We start from the raw sequence: 13335 nt of genomic DNA, 5'->3' as shown, positions 1-13335 counted from the left end.
CACCGAGACGCACTCCCCGCCACCCCGCCCCTCCCGCTCCCGACGGTGGCACCTGCACGAAGACAGGAGATCCCCATGTCCGCGCTCCGCGCCCGGCTGACGGTGATATTGCTCGCCGCATGCCTCCTCTTCGCCGGCCAGGCCCTGACCACACCCCAACGGGCCGACGCAGCCGATCCGGGTTACCTCATGGTCCACTTCACCGGTGAGGGGGCGACCAACCAGCAGATGTACCTCTCGCACAGCACGGACGGCCTGCACTGGAACGACCTCAACGGCGGGGGGATGGTCCTGCGCTCCACCGTCGGCACGAAGGGGGTGCGCGACCCCGCATTCGTGAGATCCCCCGACGGCAGCAAGTACTGGATCATCGCAACCGACCTGTGCATCGGCTGCGGGCAGGACTGGAACTCCTCCATCAACAACGGCAGCCGCAACCTGGTGGTGTGGGAGTCGACGGACCTGGTCACCTGGTCGCAGCCGTGGCTGCTCAACGTCGCCGGCGCCATCCCCGACGGCCGCAACGCCTGGGCGCCCGAGGCGATCTGGGACCCGCAGACCAACGACTACGTCCTGTACTGGGCGACGAACGTGCCCCGCGACGGCAAGACGAAGCACCGCATCTACTACGCCCGCACCGGCGACTTCCGCACCATCACCACTCCGCAGACCTACATCGAGCGCCCCGGCACGCAGGAGATCATCGACACCCAGATCATCGAGATGCCGACCGGAGTGGGCGGCTACCGCTACGTACGCGCTTCCGGTGACGGCCAGATCACCCTCGAGGGCAGCAACTCCATCCTCGGAACCTGGACCCGGCTCGGCGACCTCTCCGGCATCGGCCTGACCGGGTCGATGGTCGAGGGCCCGATGTGGATGAAGTTCAACGGCACCGACAAGTGGGCCCTCTACCTCGACCAGTACGCCTCCGGCGGCGGCTACATGCCGGTCCTGACGACCGACCCGTCCAACCCCGCCTCCTACCAGAGGCAGGCTTCGGGAAGCTACAGCATGGGCGGCACGAAGAAGCGCCACGGCTGGATCATGAACCTGACCGCCGCCGAGGAGAGCCGCGTTCTCGCCCGCTGGCCCAACACCCCCGCCCAGCGGCTCCAGTCGTACAACTTCCAGGACCGTTACGTGCGCCAGACCGACTTCGACGTGCGCATCGATCCCGGCGTGAGCCCCGCCGAGGACGGCCAGTTCCGGCTGCGCCCCGGCCTGGCGGGCACCGGCACCGTCTCCTTCGAGTCGGTGAACCACCCCGGCTACTTCCTGCGCCACTTCACCTTCGACTTCCAGCTGGTCCGCAACGACGGCAGCAGCCAGTTCGCCGCGGACGCCACCTTCCGCAAGGTGGCCGGCCTCGCCGACGCCGGCTGGTCGTCGTTCCAGTCGTACAACTACCCGGACCGCTACATCCGCCACTACGCCTACGAGTTGCGCCTCGACCCGATCACCACCGCGACGGGACGCGGCGACGCCACCTTCCGTGTGACGAGCTGACCCCACGTCGACAAGGACGAGGAACGCGCTGACGACACCGGGACGCGACCGCTGCCGGCCCTGGTCGGCCCCAGCGGGCGCCGGCACTTCCCGGAGTACGCCGGCGCCCCCCCCGGGTCCGTGAAGCCCGGCCGAGATCCGCGTGCGGGCAGATCCACCGCCTGAGATGCGCCCGGGACCGCCCGACGTCGTGGGCCGAGGACACCGACCGACTCGCCGCCCCCCCCTGGAGCCGGCGAGCACCCAGCACCGGGCCCGGTGCCGCAGAGCACAGACTCCGGCACCGGGCCCGGCAGCGCCGAGGCAACCCTCGCCGTCCGCGCCACCGGACACCGAGCGTGCGTCGACGTACCGCACCCCACCCTCTGGAGGAGCCCTTCATGATCAAGCCATTGTGGATGCGCAGCGTCAGACGCGCGCTGCTCGCCGCCGGTGCCACCGCCGCCCTCGCCGCCGGCCTGCTCACCGCGACAGCCACCACTTCGCAGGCCGCGACCCAGGGCCCATGCGACATCTACGCCGCGGGCAACACCCCCTGCGTAGCGGCACACAGCACCACCCGCGCCCTGTACGGGGCGTACAACGGCCCGCTGTACCAGGTCAAGCGTGCCTCCGACAACGCCACCAAGAACATCGGCCTACTGAGCTCCGGCGGCTACGCCGACGCCGCCCAGCAGGACTCGTTCTGCGCGAACACCAGCTGCGTCATCACCGTCATCTACGACCAGTCCCCCAAGGGCAACAACCTCACCCAAGCGCTGAGGGGGCACTGGCCCGGGCCGGCGGCGGGCGGGAACGACAACCTGGCCAACGCGTTCGAGGCGCCGGTCACCGTGGGCGGCCACAAGGCGTACGGCGTCTACGTGGCCCCCGGCACCGGCTACCGCAACAACAACACCAACGGCATCGCCACCGGCGACCAGCCCGAGGGCATGTACGCGATCTTCGACGGCACGCACTTCAACGGCGGCTGCTGCTTCGACTACGGCAACGCCGAGACGAGCGGCAACGACGACGGCAACGGCACCATGGAGGCCCTCTACTTCGGCAACAGCAAAGGCTGGGGCTGGGGCAGCGGCAACGGCCCCTGGGTCATGGCCGACCTGGAGAACGGCCTGTTCTCCGGCGTGAACCGCGGATTCAACGCGGGCGACCCCAGCATCGACAACCGGTTCCTGACCGCCATGCTCAAGGGCGGCCCCAACCAGTGGGCCATCCGCGGCGGCAACGCCCAGTCGGGCGGCCTGTCCACCTTCTACAACGGCGTACGCCCCAACGACACCGGCTACAACCCGATGAAGAAGCAGGGCGCGATCATTCTCGGCATCGGCGGTGACAACAGCAACAGCGGCCAAGGCACCTTCTACGAAGGCGTCATGACCCAGGGCTACCCCTCCGACGCCACCGAGAACGCCGTCCAGGCCAACATCACCGCGGCCGGCTACACCAGCGGCTCGACCAGCACCGGCTCACTGACCCCCGGCTCCCGGATCTCCCTCCAGGCAACCACCTCGCCCTGCTGCACCTCGCACTACCTGCGCCACGACGACGCCGACACCAAAGTCGTCATCTCCAGCATCAACACCGCCAGCCCGGCCACCGACAAGGCCGACGCCACCTGGATCGTCCGCAACGGTCTCGCCAACAGCTCCTGCCTGTCCTTCGAGTCCGCCGACAAGCCCGGCCAGTTCCTGCGCCACTTCAACTACCAGCTCTATCTGAACACCGACAACGGAGCTGCCGCGTTCGCGCAGGACGCCACCTTCTGCCCCACCACCGGCAACAGCGGGGTCGGAAAGTCGTTCCAGTCGTTCAACTTCCCGACGAAGTACATCCGCCACTACAACTACACGGCCTACATAGCCGGCAACGGCGGCGCCAACACCTGGGACTCCACGACGTCATGGGCCCAGGACACCAGCTGGCTCACCACCTCTCCCTGGAGCTGACGAGCAACCGGCCTCGCCAAGGAGAGGTGATCTGAGAGAAGGCACTGCTCACCCCGACACGCCTGCCGAGCGCATACCGCGTCCACGACGCACGCACGGTCTCCACCGTGCGGCGCGCACCCGGACCATGCACTCGGCAGGCTTGTCACATCCGCAGTCGCAGAGATCCATCCCCGCGCCGTCGACTCCACCGTCGTGACGCGGCGCTGTCCACCGGCGAGGTGGCCATCGGTGCTCGCGCGACCGGTCGCGTCCACGCAGAGGTGGGCGGCGTCCCTCGGGCCCCGGCGGGCAATCGCCGGCAGCGTCGCACGTCAGCTGCTGCGCTTCTCAGGGCCGGGCGCCGTCCGGGACGCCGGAAGCGGTTCCGTCGGGACCACGTGGGAGCGCGTTCGGTAGCGACCGCGGAACTCCTCCAGCAGGGCGTCGGTCGCGTCGGCTCCGCCGGCCACGGCGGCGTGGACGTCCCGGAAGTAGTCCTCGTATCCGGCGGGTGTGTACAGGCACAGTGCCCTGGCGGTGAGCGGGCCCGCGTTGCGGAAGCCGTGCGGGGTGCCACGCGTGGCGGCGAGCAGGTGCCCTGGTCCGGCCACCACCTCGCCCTCCCCGGTGTGCAGCGTCAACTCGCCCTCCAGCACGTAGAAGTACTCGTCGTGGCCGTCGTGCACGTGCGGCCTGGCGCCGATGACGCCGGGTGCGAGGCTGAACTCCTCGAAGGCGAAGTGCCCGGCCGTGTGTGCGCCGGTGAGCCGGAAGAAGTGGGCGACACCGGCGACGTCGATGAGCTCTCCGTCCTCGGGACGGCGCAGCAGCGGACGGGCCGGATCGGGCGTTTCGTGATCGCTCATCACGCCAGTGTGAGCCGTCGGACCGTCGGTGGCGACGCGGGAAATCGGGGGAGACAGATCGTCGTCGGCGTGGTTACGATGCGCGGGATGAAGACCTTCTCCACTCTCGGATTGGGGGAATCATTCGCGCAAGGTGAGTGCTGATGGCACATCACTTCGCGACGGAGATTCCGCCCCACCTGTCGATGTGGCAGCGCGTGCGCGAGTACGCCGTGCCACCGTCCATGATCGAGGAAGCGGCCGCGCGGCGTGCGGTCGGCGACTGGGCGGGGGCCTGCGCGGCCGCCCGCGTCTACGTCGACCTCGATCTGCGCGCCGTGCGCGACCGTCACGGCACCGATCTCACCGCACGGCTCCGTCAGGATCTGCGTCGGCTGGCGCCGGACCTGCTGCGGTGGCACATGCCCCGCAGCGCCCCGGACGGACGGCTCCGCCCCGGACTCACCCTCACGCTTGCCCGCTACCGCAGACCCGGCGGCGCGCCGCTGCACCTGGTGGTGCGGACACCGCCGGCCCGGGCGGACGGCGGGCAGCACATGTCCCTCGCCCTGTGGGAGGGCCCGGGGAGCGGCTCCCCCGGCCGTCATCCGCATCCGCATCCGCATCCCGAACGGCGCTTCCGGCTGGACCTCCACCGGCATCTCTGGGACGCGGACCGGGTCGGCGAACTGGCCTGGCGGTGCGGTGTGGACGGGCTCCGTTCCCGATCGGCACCCGACCCCGGTCACCCACCGGACGATCCGTTCCCCGCGGACGCGACCGAGGGTCGCGTGGGCCTCGACTCCTGCTGGGCTGTGGGGAGGTGGGCCGCCGAGGCCGAACTGCTGTTGCGCGCCGAGGGCCTTCCCCGCGGGGCGTTCACCGTGCGGCTCGGTTCGCGGAGCCGCACGGTGCTCGAACTCGTCGCCCCGGACGACAGCCATGTCCCCGCGCTGCGGCCCCTGCCCGAGGACGCGCTGCCACCGCACGAGGTCGCCGTGCTTCCGGTGCTGCCGGAAGCGGCGGCCCGGGTGCTGCCCGATCTGGAGCTGCTGCGCGCCGGGCTCGTGCCGGCCGAGCGTCTGCACCCCCTCCTCGTGGACGTGCTGGCGCCGAACGGCTCCGCGTCCGCGGGCTCCTCCACGCGACCGCCGGGCGATCCGCATCGTGTGGAGTGCCGGGGCGAGGTCCACCGGATCGCGCTGCGGGACGGCGTGCTGACCGCGGTCGACCACGACCGCGACCAACTACGGCGCGAGGAGATGCTCGTGGCGCTCGGCGGGCCCCCGCTGCCGTGCCTGCGGGCGATCGACGCGGTGCACCGCGCCCCGGAGGCTCTGCCCGCGGTCCGGGAGCGGCTGGGCCACGGTGACGTCACCGGGGCGTTCGCCGTACTCGAAGGGCTGCTCGGCCCCGGCGCGATCCTGCGCGACGGGCCGCTCCGGGACGAGCTGGACTCGGCCATGGCCCGCCGACTCGAGCATGGCCTCTTCCGCTCGGGGTTGCAGTCCGCGCACCTGGCCGCCGGTGACGCGGGCAGCGACGGCGTCCCTGGCGCGAGGCGGGCCAGATCGGACCACCGGCCCCGTCTGGAACGCCGTACGCCGCCTTCCGTGCGCCACAAGCTGAGCAGCCGGTCGCGGCCCCGCATCGGTCTGCTTCCCTGACCGACGCGCCGGCCACGCGCGCCGGCCCCCCACCGTCCGGCCACACCGTTCCTCCGCCGCGCGTTGCGCGCACCCCCACTCTCGACCTCCGGAACGGACCTTTCCGCTCCCTCGATCCTCTCCAGGTGATCCCATGACTTCCAGCACCCTCCTGCACACCCCGACGCCGTCCGCCGATCCCTCCCCCTCCGGCCGGGCGAAGGAGACGGGCGCCCAACTCGCCATTGCCGACAGCCTGTTGACCCTCCTGCGGACGACCACCACCGAATCGCGTCCGGACGAACAACTCGAAGCACTCACCATCGCCGTCGCAGCGGACCTGCCCGTGCTCTTGTGGGGCGAGCCGGGCATCGGCAAGACCGCGGCCCTCACCCAGCTGGCCGCTTCCCTCGACCTGCCGCTGACCACGGTGATCGCCAGCGTCCATGAGCCGTCCGACTTCTCGGGGCTGCCGATCGTGGGCGAGGACCCGGCGGTCCAGGGCGTGCCGATGGCTCCGCCGCAGTGGGCCGTCGACCTCGTGCGCGCCGGACGCGGCCTGCTCTTCCTGGACGAACTCTCCACCGCCACACCGGCCGTTCAGGCCGCCCTGCTCCGGGTCGTCCTCGAACGCCGGGTCGGCGCGCTGCAACTGCCGCCGGGTGTGCGGATCGTGGCCGCCGCCAACCCGCGCGCGTCCGCAGCCGACGGGTGGGAACTCAGTCCGCCGCTGGCCAACCGGTTCGTCCACCTGTACTGGGTGCACGACCAGGAGGTGGTGGTACGCGGGCTCGGTGGCGTCTGGCCCAGGGCGGAACTCCCCCGGCTGGCGCCCGAGCGTCTGCCGGAGGCCGTGGCGTTCTCCCGTCGCGTGGTGTGCGGATTCCTGGCCGCCCGGCCGACGCTGATCCACCGGTTGCCGAACAGTGAGACCCGGCGCGGCGGTGCCTGGCCGTCGCCCCGCAGTTGGGACGCCGCCCTGACACTGCTCGCCTTCGCCACGGCCGCCTCGGTCTCCCGTGACGTCCTGGCTCTGCTCGTACGCGGTGCGGTGGGTGACGGAGCAGGGCTCGAACTGTGCGCCTATCTGGACCGGATGGACCTGCCGGATCCGGAATCCCTGCTGGCCGATCCCGCCGCCGCGGTGCTGCCGCAGCGGGGCGACCTGCGGCAGGCGGTGCTGGATTCGGTCGTCGCCGCCGTCGGTGCACGGCCGGAACGCAGGCGCTGGGAGGCGGGCTGGGCCGTGCTGGTCCGCGCGCTGGAGACCGGCGCTGCGGATCTGCTGGTCGGCCCGGCATCGGCCCTGGCCGGGCTGCGTCGCGACGACTGGGAGGTGCCGGAGACGATGGACCGGCTGGCCGCGGTGATCGGCCTGGCCCTTGCGGCGGACCGGTCGGTGCGGCGGGTCGGCGTGGTGGCCACGGCCGGCCGTCCGGGGGCGGGCCGGTGACCGCTGTCCAGAAGCCTCCGGTGCCCCGTCCGCTGCCCCCGCCCGCGCCGCCGCGTCCCGTCCGGGCCACCCCGCTCAGGCCACCGAACGGCTCCGGCGGGCAGGCCGAGGCAGCCGGCCTCCCCCTGGACACGGCCAAGTTGCTCGCCGCGCGGCTGCACGCGGTGAAGGTGCGCCCCTACCTCGCCGACGCTCTCTTCGCGCTGCACGTGGTGGAGGAACGGTCGGTGCCCACGATGGCGGTGGACGCGCACTGGCGCTGCTACGTGTCCCCCGCGTTCGTGGCTCGCATGCCGGTGGAGGAACTGGCGGGCGTCTGGGTGCACGAGGTGTCCCACCTCCTCCGGGACCACCACGGCCGGAGCGAACGCTACGCACAGCAGCACGAGGCGTTCGGTCCGGGCGAGCGGTTGCGGCGGAACATCGCCGCGGACTTCGAGATCAACGACGACATCTACGGAGACGGTCTGCCCCGGCCGACGGGAGCGGTGCTGCCCGGGCTGCTGCGGTTGGCCCCGGGGCTGCTGATGGAGGAGTACCTGCGGACCGCGTCGATGGCCGGGCTCGCGGCGGATCTCGCCTGGCTGGACTGCGGAGGCGGCGCCGACGGACAGGAGCGGCCGTGGGAACTGGGTCCGGAAGGGGCGCACGGACTGACCCGGCAGCAACGGGACGCCGTGCGTTTCCGGGTCGCGGAGGGCATCAAGGGGCGGCCCGGCGAGGCCCCGGAGGGGTGGCGCCGGTGGGCGGACCAGGCGTTCCATCCGGCGCAGCCCTGGCGACAGTTGCTGGGGGCGGCGGTCCGCTCGGCGGCGGGTGCGCCCGGAGGCGGCGAGAACCACAGCTACCGGCGCCCGTCCCGTCGCTCCGCCAGTGTCCCCGGGGTGGTGCTGCCGAGCCTGCGCCGGACACCACCCCGCGTGTGCGTCGTGATCGACACCTCCGGCTCGGTGAGCGACGCCGAGCTGGGCAGTGCACTGCTGGAGGTGGCGGCGATCTCGCGGGCGGTGGGCGGCCGGCGCGACCTGGTGTCGGTCGTCTCCTGCGACGCCGCGGCCGGAGTCGCCGTTCCTCTGTGCCGCGCCGAGAACATCGAGCTGGTCGGCGGCGGAGGCACGGACCTGCGGTCGGGTTTCGCCCGGGCGCTGCGCTCCGGGCCGCGCCCGGACGTGATCGTCGCGCTCACGGACGGTCAGACGCCGTGGCCCTCCGCGCCGCCGCCCTGCCGCACCGTCGTCGGTCTCTTCCCCCGCCCCCTGCGCGCCAGGGACGAGGAGAATCCCGACTACGTGCCCGAGACCCCGCCGTCCTGGGCGCGCGTCGTCCAGATCGGCTGAGCGGGCGAGCGGCGGCTCTCACCGGCCGCCGCACCGCGCGCGACCGATGCCCCGGGTCCCGGGATGCGCTGCGCGACAGCCCCTGGGACTGCGCACCTGGCTCGTCGACCCGGACCCGCGATGTGGAGCGGCACGTCCCCGTCGCCCGGACGGGGAACCATGCCCCCAACCCCACCCGCCCCCGCAGACGACCATGCACCCGCGGCTGCCGATACTCCCGGGGGAGTAATCCGCACCCCCGGCCACCCCGGGCAGTACCGGCGGGCTCCCCCTCCCGTCCGACGCCAACACCTTCCCGTGCCGGAAGGCTGACAACTGAAACGGTCGTAGTCGTAGCGAGGGAGATCTGCTCATGACGGTCGGGAAGACAACCACGAAGGGTGGGGGACGCAGGCGAGCCGTGCCCTGGGTGCTGCTCGGGCTTTGGGTGGCCGCACTCGCGCTGGTCGGCCCGTTCGCGGCCAAGATCGGCGACGTGCAGCACGACCGGGCCACCGACTACCTGCCCTCCAGCGCCGACTCGACCCGAGCGGCCCGCCTACAGGACGCGCTGCCCGGGGGCGAGAGCACCGAGATGGTGATCGTGTATCACCGGGACGGCGGGCTGAGCGCCGACGACCGGCGGATGGCGGCCGGGCAGGTCGCCGAGATCGCCCAAGCGCATGAGCTGGTCGGCGGGACGCCCAAGGGGATTGCGTCCGACGACGGTACGACCCTCATGTACCCCGTCGTCAGCAACGAGCCCGGGCACGACGAGAAGCTGCGGGACGCGCTCGTCGAGGACGTCCGCGGCATCGCCCGCGACCAGGACGGGCTGAGCGTCGAGGTGGGCGGCACCGCAGCGCTCGGCACGGACGCCGGCAAGGTCTACGACTCACTCGGCGGGCCACTGCTCTACACCACCGTCGCCGTCGTCGCCCTCCTGCTGATCCTGATCTACCGCAGCCCGGTGCTGTGGCTCGTGCCGCTCGTCGTCGCCGGCATCGCCGACTACATGTCGATGGGCGTCGCGTACGGGCTCCACCAGGCCTTCGGCACCACCGTCACGGGCCAGAGCTCCGGCGTGATGACGATCCTCGTGTTCGGCGCGGGAACCGACTACGCACTGCTCCTCGTATCCCGCTACCGGGAGGAACTGCGGCGCATCGAGCGCCCGTACGACGCCATGGCCGCCGCCCTGCGCGGTTGCGGGCCCGCCGTGCTCGCCTCCTCCGGCACGGTCGCCGCCGGCCTGCTGTGCCTGCTCGCCGCCGATCTCAACAGCAGCCGCGGGATGGGCCCGCTCGGCACGGTCGGTGTGCTGTGCGCGCTGATCGCGATGCTGACACTGCTCCCGGCCGTTCTCGTCCTGCTCGGGCGGCGGGTCTTCTGGCCGCTCGTCCCGGCCTACGGCAGCGAACACAAGGCGCGGCGCGGCCTCTTCGCCGCGATGGGCGACTCCGCCGCACGCAGGCCGCTGACCGTGCTCGCGACCGGAGCCGTCCTGCTCGGCGCACTCGCCCTCGGCACGCTCAACCTGCCGGGACCGGTCAAGCAGGAGGACTCCTTCGTCACCAAGCCGGAGGCCGTCACCGCCATGCAGACCCTCGCCCGGGCCTTCCCCGAGCGCGGCATCCAGCCCATCGACGTGATCACCCCGGCGGACCAGGCCGACCGGACCCTCGCGGCGATCCGGGACACCCGGGGAGTCGAGAGCGCCGAGAAGGGCCGTACGGGAGACGGCTGGGCCGAGATCTCCGTCATCGCGAAGGACGCACCCCAGTCGGCGGGCGAGACCGCCACCATCAAGTCCCTGCGCAGCGAACTGAAGGGCTCGTACGTCGGCGGGGACAGCGCCCAGCAGATCGACCTGGAGGACACCAACAGCCGGGACACGAAGATCGTCGTACCCCTGGTCCTCGTCTCGGTGCTGCTCATCCTGTTCGTCCTGCTGCGCAGCCTCGTCGCGCCGCTCGTCCTGGTGGCCGCCGTGGTCGCGGTCTGGGGCGCGGCCCTCGGAATCGGCGGGCTGGTCTTCGGGCCGGTCCTCGACATCAAGGGAACCGATCCGGGGCTCGGACTGCTGTCCTTCGTGTTCCTCGTCGCCCTCGGCGTCGACTACGGCATCTTCCTGATGCACCGGATGCGGGAGGAGTCCCTGTCCGGCGCGGAACCGGCCACCGCCGCGCTCACCGCGCTGCGCAGCACAGGCGCCGTCATCGCCTCGGCCGGCCTGGTCCTCGCCGCGACCTTCGCCGTGCTGATGAACATGGGGCTCGTGCAACTCGTCGAACTCGGCTTCGTGATCGCCGTCGGGGTACTCCTCGACACCTTCCTCGTACGGACGTACCTGGTGACCAGTGCCAGCGTCCTCCTGCGCCGGAAGGTGTGGTGGCCGGGCGGCCTCTCCCGCGAACCCGTGCCCGGCGCCGGGCCGTCCGAACCGACCGAGCCGCCGCGGCAGCCGGAACAGGTCGGCGCGCCCTGACCTGCCGGGCTCACCACAGCCGACCGGGCGCCTCCCCTGCTTTTGGCCGGAGAGGCGCCCCCATGACGGAAGATGGAGTCGTGCAGGATCGGGAAGCGACCTCAGCCGCAAGGGACTTGAGCACCACCGTCGTACGGGGGGACGCGCGGCCCCGTCGGATCGAGCGCGTCATGGCGGTCGTCAACCGCGACCCGCTCACCGCGCCGCACCGCGCCCGCAACGACGCGTTCCTCGCCGTCGGCGTCGCCGTGCTGGCCGTCGTCTTCGCGCTGCTCCTCGACGACGGACTCCCGCCCGGTCCGCCCGGCTGGGCCCTGCTGGCCGGCGCCCACGTGCCGCTGGTATGGCGGCGCAGCCGTCCGCTGCTCGTGCTGCTCGTGGTGGCGGCCTGCGTCACCGCGTATCACGCCCTCGACTACAACCACGCCGTGCCGATCCCCGCGACCCTCGTGGCGCTCTACACGGTCGCGGCGACCGGTACGGTACGCCGCTCGCTGCTCACCGCCGTCGTCGTCCTCGGCCCGACGCTGGTCATCAACACCTTCACCAACCCCGACGGGGCACTGGAGCTTCTGCGGATCTCCGGCTGGGTCATCACCGTCCTGTTCGTCGGCGTCGACGCCCGTTTCTACCGCCAGTACGTCGCCTCCATCGTCGAGCGGGCCGAGCGGGCCGAACGGACCCGCGAGGAGGAGGCTCGACGCCGGGTCGTCGAGGAGCGGCTGCGGATCGCCCGCGACCTGCACGACCTGCTCGCGCACAGCATCACCCTGATCGGGGTGCGGACGTCCGTGGCGGCCCACGTCCTCACCGCGGATCCGGACCGGCTCGACCGCAGGGCCGTGGCCCAGGCGCTCGACGACATCGCGGAGACCTGCCGGACGGCCCGGGGCGAGTTGCGTACGACGCTGGAGGTGCTGCGGGCGGACGAGACGAGCGTGAGCGTCGGAGGGGAACGCGAGTGGGCGGACGAACCCGGCTCCGGACCGAGTTCCGGTTCCGGGCTCGGCTCTCCGGACGGGCGTGGGCCGCTGCCCGGGCTCGACGGGCTGGGCGCGCTCGCGGAGGCGGCCAGGGTGGCCGGGGCCGAGGTCGAACTGTCCGTCCACGCGGACGGCGTGCCGCCCTCGGTGGGCGCCGCCGCCTACCGGATCGTGCAGGAGGCGCTCACCAACGCCATACGCCACGGGGGGCGCGAGGACCTGACCGTCCGAGTGGGACTGCGGGCGGCGGGAGGGACCCTGCGGGTGACCGTCACCGACGACGGGGCGGGACAGGGAGTGAGTGGCGCGGTGCGCTACGGGGTCGGGCACGGGCGGGGAGGCGTCGGCGGCGCGCCGGGGTTCGGACTCGTCGGGATGCGTGAGCGGGCCCGCAGCGTGGGCGGCACACTGGACGCCGGTCCCGGTCCCGCCGAGGGCTTCGAAGTGACCGCTCAGCTGCCGCTGCCCCGGGAGGAACCCTCGTGACGGCTCCGACGCCGATCCGCGTACTGCTCGCCGACGACCAGACTCTCGTACGCGCCTCGTTCGCGATGCTCGTCGCGTCCGCCGGCGACATGGAGGTCGTCGCCGAGGCGGGCACCGGGCGGCAGGCCGTGGACCTCGCCCGTTCCGCGAGGGCCGACCTCGTCGTGATGGACATCCGCATGCCCGACCTGGACGGCATCGAAGCGACCCGTCTCATCGCCGCCGACGAGGACTTGGCGGGCGTGAAGGTGCTCGTGCTGACGACGTACGACACCGACGAGCACATCGTCGACGCTCTGCGGGCAGGGGCGTCCGGCTTCCTGGTGAAGGACATCCGGCCGGCCGAACTCCTCGACGCCATCCGGACCGTGGCCGCCGGGGACTCCCTGCTCTCGCCAGGACCCACCGCGCGGCTCATCGCCCGCTTCCTGCGCGCACCCGACAGGGCGATGTCCGCGGTGGGCGGCCCGGACGTGCTGTCCGAGCGGGAGCGGCAGGTGCTCACCCTGGTCGCGCGCGGGTTCAACAACACCGAGATCGCCGAAGCGCTGGGGCTCAGCCCGCTCACCGCGAAGACCCATGTCAGCCGCATCATGGGCAAGTTGGAGGCACGCGACCGGGCGCAGCTGGTGATCGTGGCGTACGAGTCGGGGCTCGTGACACCCGGGGCGGTCTGAG

Annotated in this window: 9 protein-coding genes; 8 read left to right on the top strand and 1 reads right to left on the bottom strand. The window is 72.2% G+C overall.

Annotated elements, in window-relative coordinates; all coding sequences use genetic code 11:
• Window positions 1–75: 75 nt before the first annotated feature.
• Window positions 76–1509, top strand: coding sequence for a glycoside hydrolase family 43 protein (locus KMS84_RS10505; RefSeq protein WP_256915854.1), 1434 nt, complete (start codon window positions 76–78; stop codon window positions 1507–1509).
• 380 nt (window positions 1510–1889) lie between these two features.
• A complete protein-coding gene (locus tag KMS84_RS10500) occupies window positions 1890–3458 on the top strand; it encodes an alpha-L-arabinofuranosidase B (RefSeq protein ID WP_256915853.1) in 1569 nt (522 codons plus the stop codon).
• 314 nt (window positions 3459–3772) lie between these two features.
• On the opposite strand, the gene KMS84_RS10495 is transcribed toward KMS84_RS10500, so the two are convergent.
• The gene (locus KMS84_RS10495) at window positions 3773–4306 is read right to left on the bottom strand and encodes a cupin domain-containing protein (RefSeq protein WP_256915852.1); all 534 of its coding nucleotides are present in this window, start codon (window positions 4304–4306) and stop codon (window positions 3773–3775) included.
• A 143-nt stretch (window positions 4307–4449) separates the two neighbouring features.
• Here KMS84_RS10495 and KMS84_RS10490 point away from each other — a divergent pair, with 143 nt between their 5' ends.
• The 6 genes from KMS84_RS10490 to KMS84_RS10465 all read left to right on the top strand — a co-directional run bounded on the left by KMS84_RS10490 (window position 4450) and on the right by KMS84_RS10465 (window position 13334).
• Window positions 4450–5952 (top strand): hypothetical protein, encoded by a 1503-nt coding sequence (locus KMS84_RS10490; RefSeq protein ID WP_256915851.1) that lies wholly within the window; start codon window positions 4450–4452, stop codon window positions 5950–5952.
• A gap of 133 nt (window positions 5953–6085) precedes the next feature.
• A complete protein-coding gene (locus tag KMS84_RS10485) occupies window positions 6086–7384 on the top strand; it encodes an AAA family ATPase (protein WP_256915850.1) in 1299 nt (432 codons plus the stop codon).
• 125 nt (window positions 7385–7509) lie between these two features.
• Window positions 7510–8721, top strand: a complete 1212-nt coding sequence (locus tag KMS84_RS10480) for a vWA domain-containing protein (protein ID WP_256915860.1) — start codon at window positions 7510–7512, stop codon at window positions 8719–8721.
• 352 nt (window positions 8722–9073) lie between these two features.
• On the top strand, window positions 9074–11188 hold the full coding sequence (locus KMS84_RS10475) for an MMPL family transporter (protein WP_256915849.1): 2115 nt from the start codon (window positions 9074–9076) through the stop codon (window positions 11186–11188).
• A 170-nt stretch (window positions 11189–11358) separates the two neighbouring features.
• The gene (locus tag KMS84_RS10470; RefSeq protein ID WP_256915859.1) at window positions 11359–12657 is read left to right on the top strand and encodes a sensor histidine kinase; all 1299 of its coding nucleotides are present in this window, start codon (window positions 11359–11361) and stop codon (window positions 12655–12657) included.
• Window positions 12654–13334, top strand: coding sequence for a response regulator (locus KMS84_RS10465; protein WP_256915848.1), 681 nt, complete (start codon window positions 12654–12656; stop codon window positions 13332–13334). The genes KMS84_RS10470 and KMS84_RS10465 overlap by 4 nt, the downstream gene beginning before the upstream one ends.
• Window position 13335 lies beyond the last annotated feature (1 nt).

Origin of the sequence: Streptomyces hilarionis, from assembly GCF_024539675.1 — a bacterium.
Taxonomy (GTDB): domain Bacteria; phylum Actinomycetota; class Actinomycetes; order Streptomycetales; family Streptomycetaceae; genus Streptomyces; species Streptomyces hilarionis.
The sequence above is the reverse complement of the archived record's forward strand: the minus strand, read 5'-3'. Positions and strand labels throughout refer to the sequence as shown.